The sequence below is a fragment of the Piscibacillus salipiscarius JCM 13188 genome (genome assembly GCF_001311865.1).
Classification (GTDB): Bacteria; Bacillota; Bacilli; order Bacillales; family Alkalibacillaceae; genus Piscibacillus; species Piscibacillus salipiscarius.
Window position 1 is genome coordinate 54697 of record NZ_BBCD01000006.1, and the last position, 14561, is coordinate 69257.

The 14561-nt window shown below is 39.2% G+C and carries 10 protein-coding genes and 7 pseudogenes; 6 read left to right on the forward strand and 11 right to left on the reverse strand.

What is annotated here, in order from left to right; all coding sequences use genetic code 11:
• Nucleotides 1-24: 24 nt before the first annotated feature.
• From JCM13188_RS20510 to JCM13188_RS05870, 3 genes and pseudogenes are all read right to left on the reverse strand, one after another.
• Nucleotides 25-1090, reverse strand: a pseudogene (locus JCM13188_RS20510) (CaiB/BaiF CoA transferase family protein).
• Between the two features lies 1 nt (nucleotide 1091).
• Nucleotides 1092-2235, reverse strand: a pseudogene (locus JCM13188_RS05865) (acyl-CoA dehydrogenase family protein).
• A 127-nt stretch (nucleotides 2236-2362) separates the two neighbouring features.
• The gene (locus tag JCM13188_RS05870; protein WP_279401464.1) at nucleotides 2363-2908 is read right to left on the reverse strand and encodes a DUF4256 domain-containing protein; all 546 of its coding nucleotides are present in this window, start codon (nucleotides 2906-2908) and stop codon (nucleotides 2363-2365) included.
• A gap of 139 nt (nucleotides 2909-3047) precedes the next feature.
• On the opposite strand from JCM13188_RS05870, the gene JCM13188_RS05875 reads away from it, so the two are divergent.
• Complete coding sequence (locus JCM13188_RS05875; RefSeq protein WP_054752790.1) at nucleotides 3048-3248, forward strand: H-type small acid-soluble spore protein; 201 nt, start codon at nucleotides 3048-3050, stop codon at nucleotides 3246-3248.
• Nucleotides 3249-3310: 62 nt separating this feature from the next.
• Nucleotides 3311-3492, forward strand: a pseudogene (locus JCM13188_RS18195) (H-type small acid-soluble spore protein).
• Nucleotides 3493-3648: 156 nt separating this feature from the next.
• On the opposite strand, the gene JCM13188_RS05880 reads toward JCM13188_RS18195, so the two are convergent.
• Both JCM13188_RS05880 and rlmN read right to left on the reverse strand, forming a co-directional pair.
• Entirely contained in the window at nucleotides 3649-4371 is a 723-nt protein-coding gene (locus JCM13188_RS05880) for a hypothetical protein (RefSeq protein WP_054752792.1), read from the reverse strand.
• Between the two features lie 101 nt (nucleotides 4372-4472).
• A pseudogene (gene rlmN / locus JCM13188_RS05885) lies at nucleotides 4473-5554 on the reverse strand (dual-specificity RNA methyltransferase RlmN).
• A gap of 227 nt (nucleotides 5555-5781) precedes the next feature.
• On the opposite strand from rlmN, the gene JCM13188_RS05890 reads away from it, so the two are divergent.
• Nucleotides 5782-6159: a DoxX family protein gene (locus JCM13188_RS05890; RefSeq protein ID WP_054752794.1), complete on the forward strand. Its 378-nt coding sequence runs from the start codon at nucleotides 5782-5784 to the stop codon at nucleotides 6157-6159.
• Here the strand turns inward: JCM13188_RS05890 and JCM13188_RS05895 are convergent.
• From JCM13188_RS05895 to JCM13188_RS05905, 3 genes and pseudogenes are all read right to left on the reverse strand, one after another.
• Complete coding sequence (locus JCM13188_RS05895) at nucleotides 6129-6485, reverse strand: hypothetical protein (RefSeq protein WP_054752796.1); 357 nt, start codon at nucleotides 6483-6485, stop codon at nucleotides 6129-6131. The two genes, JCM13188_RS05890 and JCM13188_RS05895, sit on opposite strands and share 31 nt — an antisense overlap.
• 71 nt (nucleotides 6486-6556) lie before the next feature.
• Entirely contained in the window at nucleotides 6557-6820 is a 264-nt protein-coding gene (locus tag JCM13188_RS05900; RefSeq protein WP_054752798.1) for a hypothetical protein, read from the reverse strand.
• A gap of 160 nt (nucleotides 6821-6980) precedes the next feature.
• A pseudogene (locus JCM13188_RS05905) lies at nucleotides 6981-8146 on the reverse strand (TraB/GumN family protein).
• Nucleotides 8147-8317: 171 nt separating this feature from the next.
• Between JCM13188_RS05905 and JCM13188_RS05910 the strand changes: the two are divergent.
• A complete protein-coding gene (locus JCM13188_RS05910) occupies nucleotides 8318-9925 on the forward strand; it encodes a glycoside hydrolase family 13 protein (protein WP_054752800.1) in 1608 nt (535 codons plus the stop codon).
• A 63-nt stretch (nucleotides 9926-9988) separates the two neighbouring features.
• Nucleotides 9989-10782: pseudogene (locus JCM13188_RS05915) on the forward strand (ROK family protein).
• A gap of 44 nt (nucleotides 10783-10826) precedes the next feature.
• Here the strand turns inward: JCM13188_RS05915 and JCM13188_RS05920 are convergent.
• The 3 genes and pseudogenes from JCM13188_RS05920 to JCM13188_RS05930 all read right to left on the reverse strand — a co-directional run bounded on the left by JCM13188_RS05920 (nucleotide 10827) and on the right by JCM13188_RS05930 (nucleotide 13179).
• Nucleotides 10827-12081: pseudogene (locus tag JCM13188_RS05920) on the reverse strand (glucose-6-phosphate isomerase).
• Between the two features lie 82 nt (nucleotides 12082-12163).
• Nucleotides 12164-12703: a TraB/GumN family protein gene (locus JCM13188_RS05925; protein ID WP_054752802.1), complete on the reverse strand. Its 540-nt coding sequence runs from the start codon at nucleotides 12701-12703 to the stop codon at nucleotides 12164-12166.
• Entirely contained in the window at nucleotides 12694-13179 is a 486-nt protein-coding gene (locus tag JCM13188_RS05930; protein WP_054752804.1) for a TraB/GumN family protein, read from the reverse strand. The genes JCM13188_RS05925 and JCM13188_RS05930 overlap by 10 nt, the downstream gene beginning before the upstream one ends.
• Before the next feature lie 161 nt (nucleotides 13180-13340).
• Here JCM13188_RS05930 and JCM13188_RS05935 point away from each other — a divergent pair, with 161 nt between their 5' ends.
• Entirely contained in the window at nucleotides 13341-14552 is a 1212-nt protein-coding gene (locus tag JCM13188_RS05935) for a lysophospholipid acyltransferase family protein (RefSeq protein ID WP_054752805.1), read from the forward strand.
• Nucleotides 14553-14561: the final 9 nt, after the last annotated feature.

Sequence of the window (14561 nt, forward strand, 5' to 3'; positions counted from 1 at the left end):
ACTCGCCGGTATTGACGAGGTTGTTCACACTTTTGGGTCTTGACTTAAGAGGTCAGCATGCTCATTTAATTTCGCTATACGATTACTTTTAGTTAAACTATGGTGACTTGTTTGAACAAATGATTGCCCATCAAGTATATGGACTAAATCACGATCATTAACATAATCATCTTTTAAGACTTCACTAATCTCTAATACAGGAAACAGACAACAGTCATATTGCTTACCGATTTTAATCCAGTCTTGAAAGTCTCTAGCACGAAACAGCCTCTCAATATCTGCATGAATTTCTGGTCGTTTTAATTGATTCGGAAAATCATTTAACCACTGCTTTTCACCTACAGCTTGGCAAACGCTCCAAAACTTATACTCTAAAGCTCCAAGGACCATAAAACGCCCATCTTTTGTTTCATAAATCCTGTAATTAGCATACGAGCCATTTAGCACTGGTATTCCAGACTCAACTCCGGCTATGGATGATAACATCGCATGATTACCCATCATAGAAAAATGGCGTCAGTCATGGCAAGATCAATATAACTTCCTTCTCCTGTTCGTTCTCTTTTGAAAAGAGCAGACAAAATCGCTTCACTTGCTACCATTCCTCCAATTAAGTCGGCTACAGTCTGAGTCGGCATAACAGGACGCCCACTTTCATCTTTAAATTGACTTAGAAAACCGCTCATCGCAACATAATTTAAATCGTGACTACCTTGGTGAGAGTATGGACTGTTTTGGCCAAACCAGTAAGCGACAGGTAGATGATATCAGGGTTGATGTCTTTCACCTCTTCGTAACCTAGACCTAATCTGTCCATTACACCTGGTCTGAAGCTTTCCACTACGACATCGGTGTCTTTTAACAGATTATAAACCTTAGAACGACCTTCATCACTTTTAAGATCAATGGCTATACTTTTCTTCCCACGGTTATTCGCAGCAAATAAGGCACCGTCAGCCATTTGCCTGGCTGGGTCGCCATTGGGTGCTTCTACTTTTATTACTTCTGCACCTCGATCCACTAATCTTAATGTCGCAAAAGGTCCTGGTAAATACTGCGAAAAGTCTAATACTCGAATTCCTTCTAGCATGTTATAACCCCATATTCTTAGCGATAATATTTTTCATAATGTCATTGGTACCTGCATAGATCGATGATACTGGTATGTCTCTATAACGCCTTGCGATTTCGTATTCCTCCATATAACCATAGCCACCATGAAGCTGCATGCATGTTGTGGCTACTCTTCTTGCCATGTCTGTAATCCACCATTTCGCCATAGATACCTCAGTGACAACGCTTTCATTTTTCATATGCCTTTCGATCACATCATCTAAAAATGAACGGCCTACACTAATTTCTGTCGCCATTTCGGCCACTTTATGCTGAACCGTTTGGATCTTAGAAATCGGTTTTCCAAACGCTTTTCGTTCTGTCACGTAATCCTTCGTCACCTCAAGCATCTCTTCAGCTGAGACTTGGGCGCTAATGGCGACCGTTAAGCGTTCTTGCTGAAGTTGGTCCATTAAATAATAAAACCGCTTCCATCATCACCTAGTAAGTTCTCTTTAGGCACTTTCACATCTTCAAAAAATAATTCAGCTGTATCTTGTGAATGAAGTCCAACTTTATCTAACTTACGCCCTCTAGAAAATCCGGGCATGTCTTTTTCAACTACAAATAGACTAATGCCTTTATGCGCAGGTTCTGCCTTAAGGTCAGTTTTAGCTACAACAATAATTAAATCGGCATGTATCCCATTTGTGATAAACGTTTTCTGACCATTTAGCACATAATGATCTCCTTGCTTCATAGCAGTAGTTTTAATCCCTGCTAAATCAGAACCGGCATCAGGTTCCGTCATGGCAATCGCTGTCACATATTCCCCCGTTACGCATTTGGGGATCCAGCGGTTTTTCTGTTTGTCCGATCCATACGTCTCAAAGTATGGTACGACGATATCATTATGTAATCCAAAGCCGACCATTCCCGAGCCGACACGTTCGATCTCTTCGTTAAAAACTACTGAGTAGCCAAAATCTGCATTTAGCCCTCCATAAGCCTCATCGACCCAAGGACATAAAAAGCCATTCTCACCCATTTTAGTCCATAAGTCACGTGGAATTAACCGATTCTCTTCCCACTTATCGAAATATGGACGTACCTCTTGATCTAGAAATTTTTCAGTGAATCTCGATATAACCTATGATCTTGGTTTAAATACCTTGCTGTCATCCTTTTACTCCTTTATTATTTTAAATTTCTTAATATTAAGATATCATAGTGCGAATGACTGGTAAAGAGGGAGGAATGTCGAAAAAAAGAAAAGCAATGGATCGAATAAAATCCATTGCTTTTCTTATTAAATTCTTAACGAACCGCGAAATCCTCTACTCTTATAATATGACTCTGCTCCATTATGATATGTGAATACTCTTCCGTATCTGCGGTCACCAAATAGAGCCCCGCCAAGCTGCCTGACATCAGAAGGTGTATCAATCCAACTAGACGTTTTTAAATCAAACTCATCAAGTTCTTGCAGGTAGCGATACTCCTCTTCACTTAGTAACTTGATTCCCATTTCTTCTGCTAGTTCACATGCACTGTGATCGGGTTTATGCTTCTTCCTAGACTCAAGTGCAGCTTGATCATAGCAAACACTTCTGCGTCCTTTTGGGCTTTCTTTTGAACAATCTGCAAAAATGTACTCATCTGACTGATCATCGTACCTAATCACATCAGGTTCACCATCCGTTTGTTCCATTTGTTTTAAGGAATGTAGATGATCAGGGTTGTCCCTAAGTTTTTCTTCAATTTCCTTCCACTTGAGATTTTTATGACGATGCATGTTGGCTTCAAAGCGTTCTTTTAAAATTTCTAAAAGATTTTCATACTCTTCACTTGGCAATTTAAATCTCTCCCTTATTAGGTTTTGCTTTATTTTAACATAAGAATTAGCAAGGCTTTACCAAGTATATTTTCATTCAGTAAGACAAAATATAAGTACGAAACCATTCATTTATAATACGTTACCTTGGAGGTTTCATATGGACATTCAACTATTACAACAACTCGTTGATTCACCATCATTAGTCACCATTAAGTATCATGGAATACCAGTGTATATAGATAGCATTGATGAAGAAAAAGGTACTGCACAAGTTTTCCCATTAGATGACATGGACCATGTTCAAGAGGTTGATATCGATGGGTTATATGAAGATGATCCGGTTCACTTATTCTTTTAAAAACTTCGTTAATGAGCGTCTAATAACGCTTTTCATATAAACCTAAACGAAGGAGGTTTGAAATGGACCGTCTGCGTGCTGAAGAAATCGCAAGCTCCCCAAAGGTTTGTAATGTGCAATACAATGGTAAGCGAGTTTTATCCAACATGTTGAAGAAGCTCATGATGTTGCACGTGTTTATTATCTCGATGATCCGACAAATGAATTCGAGGTACAGTTAACTAACATTCGCGAAAAAAGATAAACCCGATTGCGCGACTTGGCGCAACCGGGTTTATCCCTTTTATGAGACATTTAATTCGCATATTCGGACTCGAAATTTGTCGAAAGTGGGCATTCGACAAATTTTATGAGACATTAAGAGACGTTTTTGAGACATTAAGCTCAAAATATGAGACATTTATTCGTCTTCTTTCTTCTTTGTGACCATAAATGTCATCGGGTGTTCCTTGCCGTTCATAAGGTGCTGGATATAGTTCGATGTCATATGGTATTGATCTTCAATCTTCTCTGCCAAATGGTGACTGCGTTCATAAATGATTGATCTAAAATTCGTTAATTGTTGATGCATTTTCTCAATTAAAGCTTCCTGGTTTTCAATTTTCTTTGCCATTTCCTGCTGTTTAAGTTCATGGTTTGAAATCTGCTCAGAGATTTTATGCTGAACGTCCATCATCTCATTAAGCTGTAATAACAATTCATCACTTGTATCATCTTGTTTGGTTAATTCATCAATAATATTTTGATTGGATTTATGAATACTTTTAAGCTCTTTTATCAACTGTTCTTTCGCAAATTCTTCTTGTTTCATCCAATCCTCCACTTTCGTTTGTTTTTGATCATACGATGACAAACGCATCAAAGTTTGATGTCTGAACTGATCGTGTGATTGGTGGCGGTTTTCTAAGCTTTTTATCTGATTCAAAATATATTCCTGAGTGTTTTGCTGTCTGTTGTAAAGTTGATTTAATGCATTGTAAGATCGGGTTAAATGTCGATTAACTTTTTGCTGCTCTTTAACAAATTCACTGATACGATCCACCACAACTTGTTCTTGGTTAGGAGCTTGAACAGGCTGCTTTGACCTATAGATATTTGAATCATTATTCATAAAAATCGTCAAGTGATCACTTCCTTTAACTCCTGCTTCTATAACATATGCAAACGCACAAAAAAAGAGTGCCTGTCTTAAGGGCAATTGCCTCAGACAAGCACTCTAATTATTTATGATGCACTAACTTTCTTCTTCTTTTTCGCTTTTTCAATTTGTTTACTTCTAAGTTGTCCGCAAGCAGCATCAATGTCACTACCTTGTTCCACGCGTACACCACAGTTAATATTGTTCTCAAGTAGTGTTTCATAGAACTTCAATATATTTTGCTTACGACTCCGTTCATATGGGTGGTCCGCAACTGGATTATACGGAATTAAGTTGACGTAAGATAAGTGACGTTTATCTTTTAATAATTCGACAAGCTGTTTCGCTTCCTCGACATGATCATTGACGTCATCTAATAAAATATATTCAAACGTAATTCTGCGATTCGTTTTCTCTAAATAATAATCAATTGCCGGCATCAGTTTCTCAAGCGGATACGCTCGATTGATTTTCATAATGCGTGTACGCAGCTCATTATTTGGTGCGTGAATGGATAGAGCTAAGTTGACTTGCATGTTCTCATCTGCAAATTGATATATCTTATCAGCTAAGCCACTTGTTGAAACCGTGATGTGGCGTGCACCGATCGATAAGCCTTTCTGATCATTGACAATACGTAAGAAATCCAGCGTATTATCGTAGTTATCAAAAGGCTCACCAATACCCATAACAACAATGTGGCTCACACGCTCATCCTTACCTTGTGCATCTAAATGATGTTGGACATTCATAATCTGCTCAACGATTTCACCACTTGTTAAATCACGATTTTACGTAAAATCCCACTTGCACAGAATGAACAACCAATATTACAACCTACCTGAGTGGTCACACAAACTGACAGACCATAATCAAAGCGCATTAACACGGTCTCGATATAGTTGCCATCTTGTAGTTCGAATAGAAACTTAATCGTTCCGTCTTTCGATTCTTGTTTAACCGCTTCATCTAGCGTTTGAACAACATAATGGTCTTCTAAAAGCTGTATGGTATCTTTATTAACATTTTTCATATCTGAAAATGATTTCACACGTTTACGGTAAAGCCAATCCCACACTTGGTCTGCGCGGAAACGCTTTTGACCATTTTCAACGAGCCAATCTTTCAATTGATCATAAGTTAATCCATAAATGGATTCTTTACGCATTGAAAAAAACCTTCCTTTGAATAAGACAAAGATCTTATTAATTTTACCCTCTACCTATACTACTCAATGTTATACGTTCTGACAAGTTGAAAGGTCTTCCAATCACGAGGTTTTCTAAAAAATTAATCATAAAGTCATGCTTGTCTTATTTTTCATATAAATGAACTAAGTACGTTTGCAGACAAGCTATGCTCTGCATTCGCAAACCGAGTTAAGGAGGGATCTAAATGGTAAAAATAACGACTACACAACTTGTACGTTACTTAGTCGGCTTTGTATTTATCGTTTCCAGTTTAATGAAAGTGGTGGGCAGTGGTTTAGGCGCCTATTTTACGAACCTAGGTTTTCCATCACCAATCACATTCATGTACATCGTAGCTGCGACTGAGATTGTGTTTGGTTTATTAATCATCTTAAACCGTTATGTTAAGCTTTCGACCATACCACTTATGGTTGTTGTTATTGGTGCGCTTGTTGTCACTAAGCTGCCGATGTTACATGAGGGACTGATCAACACGTTATTCCACGCACGTTTAGATATCGTAATGCTTGGCCTTTTATTTTTACTTTATCATCAGTATGACGGTAAGTTATTTAGGCCATAGCCTACCCTACCATACGTCATAAACATAACCTTGTTTGGTCTTCTTACCAACCTTTTTTCTGTAACTTGTTGGGTGCTTGGATTATATTGATACTTCAACCACCCAACATACCATCCATTTTTAGCGGCTTGTTGCTCTTCCCATAAATTAACGCCGCTCATCCATTCACCAGTTTGATCACCGGGAGGGTTTCCTTGTTTCGGGAAACTTGACCCGTTAGCTGCAATGATGGTACTTCTCGTTAACTTCGCTAACTCTTCAGGAAACTCACTGGATGCAACTCTGCAGCCTGTAAAAATTATCGTACTACCTTCGCAAAACTTCACTTGACCTGTTTGAATCAGCTTTGCTAAGTCACTTAGATATCTCGCATCTTGATGGTCGTATAAACGTTGGTTTAGGTAAAACCCATTAATGTCAGGACCACCAATTTTACGCCACCTCGGTTTCCATTAGGATCAAACGGCCAAGCATGTGAAAAGATAATGAGTTTTTCGATGCAATCTTGCCCATGATTCGAAAACTCAACTAAATGTTCCAACAGATTCTTACCTGAATTCCACTGCCTTGCATTTTCCCTTCCCACTGAGTTAATCGCCCACGACTGAAACGCTACCTCATCTCTACCTGTTGCAGCTAACGCTAATTTCCTTCGCGCCATTACATTCACCTACTTTTAATTGTGTTATTACTTATATATGCGAATGATGTTGGGCTGTTGAATTAGAGCCTAGCTATGTACTAGCAAGTTTTTGAAATTTACCCAAGTTTCTCTCAACCAATAAAAAAGAGCAGCCTAGACGGCTACTCTCGAGTGATGTTTATAAATTTTCCAAGAAAACTCGAATGCGTCCGCCCCACCGATAAACGTACCGACTGAGCTTCCGATATTCGCCATGACGACAATTAATAAAATTCGTGTTACTTTATTGCGCCAAAATCCTTTAACGGTATGAACATCTTCTGATAATTTTTCAAAATCCGCTACGCTCGGCTTTCTAACCATGGCTTGCGCAAAGCCTGCAAACCAACCCGCTGCGAGCAAGGGATTTAGTGAACTAATCGGAGCTACGACAAAGGCGGTTAAGATCGCAATTGGATGCCCCATCGCGATAGCTACACCAATCGCTGATAAAGAGCCGTTCCACAGCACCCAGGAAATCGCTTGGTACGTTCCTGCTGAAGGATTAGTGATAAACGTGTAGACAATCACAGACAAAATCAGCAGCGGTATTGCCCAGCCGATAATTTTTGGCGTTTTCGATTTTGGTGGTACTTTCGTAAGCTTTTTCAAATCATGCTCACGATAAATTTCCTTCGTAACTCCCGGAACATGAGCGGCACCTAGTACTGCTACGACTTTGTCACCTTTTGCGCTACGGATCTTCTGTGCCAAATATTGGTCGCGTTCGTCAATTAATGGCGTTTTCAATTGTGGAAATGACTCGCTAAACTCTTGTAACACCGAATCTAACATATCTTGAGACTTCATACGTTCTAGATCTTCTTCAGATAAGTCGTCATCACTAAAAATACCGTAGACAATACTCATTAGAAGCTTTAATTTACCCATGAAGCCTAGGTTGCGCCAAATACGCGAGAAAGTAATTTGGATATTTCGGTCGGCTAAGACTAAGTTAGCTCCATGCTCTTCAGCAGAGTCAATCCCTTGAATCATTTCTTGCCCAGGGTTAATCCCAAACTGTTTAGCCATCCTGCTTTGGAATGATGAGATCATCATATTCATCAAAAGCATTGTTGCTTTCTTTTCCTTAATAACCTTAAATATGTCCATATTTTTCCACTTGTTGCCTTCTTTAATGGATTGATAACGTTGTGCATCTAACTCCACGCATATGGAGTCTGGCTGCTCTGCATCAATCACTTCTTTTACTTGCTCAGCGCTTTGTTTTGATACGTGCGCTGTTCCAATTAATATAATTTCTTTACCATCTAATTCAAGACGTGTAATGTTTTCTTCTGACATAAAATAGACCCTCTTAACCTAGAATTTATATCCATATAAAGTTAGTTTATCATTAATTCGGGGTGAACAACTCATTTTTATTAACTTTTTAATGACATCCTTATATATTATGCAAAATTCAAATAGGATCCTTCTTATTTATGATAAAATAACGTCAAAAGGAGGAATTCAATGTCGGATTGGTGGAAAATGGCTTGTGTCTATCAAATCTATCCAAGGAGCTTCATGGACTCCGATGGTGATGGGATTGGTGACATTCAAGGGATTATACAAAAATTAGATTACCTGAAAACCTTAGGCATTGACATCATTTGGCTGAGCCCAATTTATGATTCTCCAAATGATGATAATGGATATGATATACGAAATTACTACAAAATCATGCAAGAGTTTGGAACGATGGAAGACTTTAATTATCTGTTAAATGAAATACATAAAAGAGGCCTCAAACTTATGATGGACCTCGTTGTTAATCATACTTCTGACGAACATGAGTGGTTCCAGAAATATGAAGACTTTTATTATTGGCGCGAAAAACCAAATAACTGGAAGTCTGTTTTTAGTGGCCCTGCCTGGGAATATGATGAAGAACGCAGGCAGTATTACTTACATATCTTTTCTAAAAAACAACCTGATTTAAACTGGGAAAACCCGAAATTACGTCAGAGTGTATACGAGATGATGCGCTGGTGGTTAGATAAAGGCGTCGATGGATTTCGGATGGATGTGATTAACTTTATTTCAAAAGACCCTGCCTTACCAGATGGACCGGACGGTGATGGAAGTCCTTACTTTATGAACGGACCTAGAATTCATGAGTTTTTACGTGAGATGAATCAAGAAGTGCTATCAAACTATGATTGTATCACGGTTGGCGAGATGCCTGGTGCATCCCCAGAAGACGCGAAAACTTACACAAACCCTGAGAATCGTGAATTAAATATGATTTTCACCTTTGAACATATGGATTTAGATGGTGGTCCGAACGGTAAATGGGATTTAAAGAAGCTTAACCTAGTTGACCTTAAGGAGAACCTAGAAAAGTGGCAGCATGCGCTACACCAAGTCGGTTGGAACAGTTTATATTGGAATAATCACGATCAACCTAGAATCGTCTCTCGTTTTGGTGATGATGGGGACTACCGAGTTGAATCAGCTAAAATGCTAGCCACTTGCCTACATATGATGCAGGGTACGCCTTATATTTATCAAGGTGAAGAGATTGGTATGACAAACGTTGCCTTTAAGTCGCTTGAAAAATATCAAGATATCGAAACACTTAATATGTACAAAGAAAAGATCGCTGAAGGCTGGAGCCATGATCAAATTATGAAAGCCATTCACACCAAAGGCAGGGACAATGCCAGAACACCTATGCAATGGTCTAATGAGGAGAATGGCGGGTTTACAACGGGAGATCCGTGGATTGATGTGAATCCTAATTATGAGAAGATTAATGCTAACGAGGCTTTACAGGATTCTAATTCTATTTTCTATTATTATCAATCACTTATTGACTTACGAAAACGTTACAACATCATCACAAAGGGCGACTTCAAGCTCATTCATCGCGAGCATCCTGATGTATTCGCATATGAACGTTCGAGTGAAGGTGAGAAACTCGTTGTTTACTGTAACTTCAGTGAAAATGTGCATACGTTTGCATTACCTGATGGTGAGATTTTAATTCATAATTACGACCAGCTTGAAAGTTGCGAACAACTTAACTTGAGACCATGGGAAGCAGTTGTTTTTATCAAACATAAGGAGGAACAGTGATGAAAGTAATTGGTGTGGATATAGGCGGCACTAAAAATTCGTATGGGTGTGTTAGATAGCGATATGACCATTTATAAAGACTACAAAGTGCCGACAAGCTTTCCACTTTATGATTTACTAGAAAAAGAGATTTTATCCATTATAGAAGAATTTCCAGATGTTGAAGCAATCGGCATAGGAACGCATGGTTTTGTCGATTCGAATAAAGGTAGAATCGTCTTTGCGTCAGATCTCCTTCCAGGATGGACAGGCACTGAGGTGAAAGCGCAACTTGAAAAGGCAACAAATAGACGCGTTGAAATTGATAATGACGCGAACGTTGCGGCGTTAGCTGAGGCAAAGATTGGTGCTGCAAAAAATATAATCGTACTGTTTGCTTAACACTTGGTACAGGTCTTGGTGGCGGAGTAATTATCGATGACTTTGTATTATCGGGAGGTCCTAATGGCGGGGCTGCCGAGTTAGGACATATGACCCTTTTTCCTGGCGGGGCTCCATGTCCATGCGGGCGCAAAGGATGTTTTGAACAATATGTTTCTGGCACAGCCTTACGCAGGCGTATAGAAGAAGCAGGCCTTCCGTACAAGCCAGAGGAACTTTTTACAGCTGAGGACCCAAAAGCCAAACAAGTTATTAAAGAGTTCACCTATGATTTAGCTGTTGTCATCAGCTCTCTGCAAGCTGCTTTTGATATGGAAGTTGTTGTTATTGGAGGGGGCGTCTCCGAGGCGGCTGATTATTGGTTCGACGATCTTCAGGAGCAGCTAAAGCCTATGCTATTAAACCCTATAGATGTCAAAGTTGCTGAGCTAAAAAACGAAGCAGGCATGTACGGCGCGGCGCAGTTAGTATTATAAAAAATAAGTCCTACGACATGTAGGACTTATTTTTTGCACTTATTCTAATACCCTGGCTTTTTTAATAACTTAAAAATGGCCGTTTTGTAGTCTTCTACTCCCGGCTGGTTAAACGGGTTAATGCCTAATAAGTAGGCACTATACGCGCAGGATAGCATGTAGAAATATAATAAATAGCCTAAGTGGTATTCATCCACTTTTTTTCACATGCACACCGATTTGTGGAACGCCACCTGATAAGTGCGCTTCTGAAACACCTTTATAAGCCGTTAAGTTAAATTCATGTAGAGACAAGCCTGCCAAGTAATTTAACTGATCAGCATTGTTCTCTTTCTCAAACACCTCAAGGTCTTCCTCAGCTTCATCAACCACAATAAACGATTCAAATAAATTACGCTTACCGTCCTGGATGTATTGTCCAAGCGAATGTAAATCCGTTGTATAGACTACCGAAATAGGGAAAATACCTGTTTGATCCTTCCCTTCACTTTCACCAAACAATTGCTTCCACCATTCTTGTACGAAATTCAGCTTTGGTTCAAATGTAGCAAGCACCTCATTGGTGTAGCCTTGTTCAAACAGTTGATGACGGATCGCTCCATAACGAATCGCTGGATTTTGATCAAGGTCAAATGAGCTAAGCTCATTTTCGGCATCTTTAGCACCTTGAATCAACTGTTCAACATCAAAGCCAGCCGCTGCTATCGGTAAAAGTCCAACCGCAGTAAAAACAGAATAGCGTCCCCCAACATCATCCGGTACAACAAAACGCTTATAGCCTTTTTCTTCAGCTAATGTTCGAAGTGCGCCTTTCTCTGCATCAGTTGTAACATAAATACGCGAATCCGCTTCTTTACCATAGCGATCCTCCATGTACTGCTGAAGGAAACGAAATGCTAAGGCAGGCTCAGTTGTGGTACCTGACTTTGAAATGACATTCAACGCAACCTCTTTGTCCTCCACATAAGCCATCAGCTGCTTTAAATAAGCCCCACTTACCTGATGGCCAGCAAATAACACTTCAAAGTTTGGATTTTTCTCGAAATATGGTTGTAATGCTTCAATGACTGCTTTTGCTCCTAAGTATGAACCACCAATTCCAATCACGATTAATACGTCAGATTTAGAACGGATCTCATCTGCTGTTTGTTTAATATCATTTAAGAAGGGTTCACTTAACCCAGACGGCCAGTCCAACCAACCTAGGAAATCATTACCCTCGCCGTTTTTCGCATATAACCCTTCATGAATGCTTTTTAATGTTTCTTTTTTATCATCTGTTAAAAATGTCTTGGACATTACCTGAATATGTAACGTTAATCATAATTACACTGTCTCCTTTCCCTTATGATTATAAAGAAAAAAAGGTGAACTCGCCACCTTATTCCTGTACGCGTTCAACTTCAAAGCCTTGCTTTTCTAATATCGAACCAATATGAGGTTCTAGCGTTAAATGAAGTGCCCCTACAATGACAAAATAAGTTTGTTCCTCACCTGATTCAAGAAATTCCTGAATTTGTTCTGCCATATTATAATTACGATCATCATTGAGTGCGGTCATGTAAGCCTCGGCATCCGGGTTACTCTCTTCTTCCTCTACCATGAGCAAGTCTAGCAGCCCTTTCTTATCCCCTTGGGTGTATAACTCTAACATTTGATCAAGCTCTTCTTTATATTGATCTTGACTCACATCTAACGTTTCTTTTAACATTTCTACCTGATAGTCGTCAGATATTCCGGCAAAAATTCCTAGTTGGTCCTCAACGGTTTCTAACGCTATGATCTCTTTTTGGTCTTCATCTGCTTTATCTAAGAAGTATTGGTCCACTCCATCTGTATATCCAATCTTTTCAACTTTCATTTGCTCAACCAATGTCATGACAAACCATGGTTTAAACTGATTAATCATCTCTATTCCCATACCAACGTTCCGCTAAACTCATTTTCTATTTGTTTATATACGTCAGTTGAAACATGGTCCTGCAGCGTTGAACCGTCTTGATAACGTGCAAGTTCAGTCGTTACCTGCATCATATTAGTCATGTTGATGTTGTTCATATCAATTTCAGGCACGATGACATCTGTTTGTTGATAAGCCTCCTCAACGTGTTTAGCCATTGGAAAAAAGTCATCCGGCGTTACATGAATGGTTCCTAGCAAATACACCGTTGTCGGACCATTAGATACTTCCCACAGGAACCCTTCTGGCCTCTCTGAACCCTGGGGCTCATCCCCTACCTTCTCTTCCTCAGGTTGCTGCTCATCAGCTTGGGCATTTACTTCTTCTGTTTCAACCTGCACATTCTCTTGTTCAGCGACTTCTGGCCCTGCTTCTTCCGTACAGCCAGAAATAACTAAACATATAACTAAACTTAGAGTCCACAGCACTTTCTTCATAACAGTATATAACTTCCCTTCCAAATCATAGAAATATATATTTACATCTTAACCATTTAGATCATTTTTTTCCATCTATATTTTAATTTAAAGATATCTATTTCATGGTATGTTAATATACTTGTATTAATAATCTATTAAACTGAAAGAGTGGTTTAGCGATGAGCATAGAAAATAAGCCAGGCCAGTTTACCAAGTCACTGCTGCTGACACCAATTCGCCTTTTTATTGAATCGCGATCAGACATCGTGATTGAACGGAATGACACGATAGGACTAAAACCGCCTTATGTCATTATTTCTAATCACGTTAATAACTGGGACCCTCTCTTCCTAAACTGTTATATTGACGAACCTATTTGTTATATCGCTGGAGAGCCGTTATTTAGACACCCCTTACTCAAACACGTCCTTAATTACGCTGGAGCCATTCGTAAGACGAAGTTCACCAATGATACAAGCACCATACGCAATGTATTGAAAGCAAAAAAACATAACAGAGTTATCGGTATATTTCCCGAAGGTAACCGCAATTGGGATGGGGTAAATGAACCCATTATTTATTCCACCGCCAAACTTATTAAACTGTTAAATCTTCCGGTGGTCGTGGCTAAAATTAAAGGAGGTTATCTCAGTCACCCAAGATGGGGAGATGGTCATCGCAAGGGTAAAATAATAATATCGTTTGAGAAGAAATGGGATTATGGTGATTTTAACGACTTAAACATCGATGACATTCACCAGCAGTTAACCGAAGCGATGCATCACGATGAAATGGCTTGGCAAAGCGAGCAACACCTTACATATGAAGCTAGACACCCTGCTCATTACTTAGAACGATTACTATTCATTTGTCCTCACTGTCATACACCAGGTGACCTACATTCTAGCGGAGATCAATTTAAGTGCTTCACTTGCAACTATCAAGTTAAATACACACCATTTGGCACTTTTGAGTCGTCGATTCAGAAAGTTTATTTTAATACACCTCATAAATGGAAAGTATGGCAGGAGTCAGTTATTGAACAACATTTTCGTGATTTTTCATGGAAAAGCGCTTGGGAGACCTGCTTGAAAGATCCTGTAAGGTTATATCGGTCTAACGATAAGAATCCTTTTAAACTGATTGGAGAAGGGACGATCACTTGGCAGGAGCAGCAGTTTATTTTTCAATCGGATCAAAAGGTTATTAATTTCGATTTTACTCAAGCTGAAGGTGTGAATATTCAATTCCACCATAAGCTCGACTTTTTATATGATGGTGATTTTTATCGAATGGTCTTTTATCAACCTAGAAGCTCTGCATACAAGTGGCTACAATTTGCTAAACAAATACAAAAACAAAAGGCGTTAGGAGTTATGGAACATGGATAATACGTGGTT

Coding starts and splice junctions, on each gene's coding strand:
- JCM13188_RS05875 (WP_054752790.1), top strand. CDS start 3,048: ATGGACATTCAACTATTACAACAACTCGTTGATTCACCATCATTAGTC.
- JCM13188_RS05900 (WP_054752798.1), bottom strand. CDS start 6,820: ATGGCGCGAAGGAAATTAGCGTTAGCTGCAACAGGTAGAGATGAGGTA.
- JCM13188_RS05910 (WP_054752800.1), top strand. CDS start 8,318: ATGTCGGATTGGTGGAAAATGGCTTGTGTCTATCAAATCTATCCAAGG.
- JCM13188_RS05935 (WP_054752805.1), top strand. CDS start 13,341: ATGAGCATAGAAAATAAGCCAGGCCAGTTTACCAAGTCACTGCTGCTG.
- JCM13188_RS05925 (WP_054752802.1), bottom strand. CDS start 12,703: ATGGGAATAGAGATGATTAATCAGTTTAAACCATGGTTTGTCATGACA.
- JCM13188_RS05930 (WP_054752804.1), bottom strand. CDS start 13,179: ATGAAGAAAGTGCTGTGGACTCTAAGTTTAGTTATATGTTTAGTTATT.
- JCM13188_RS05890 (WP_054752794.1), top strand. CDS start 5,782: ATGGTAAAAATAACGACTACACAACTTGTACGTTACTTAGTCGGCTTT.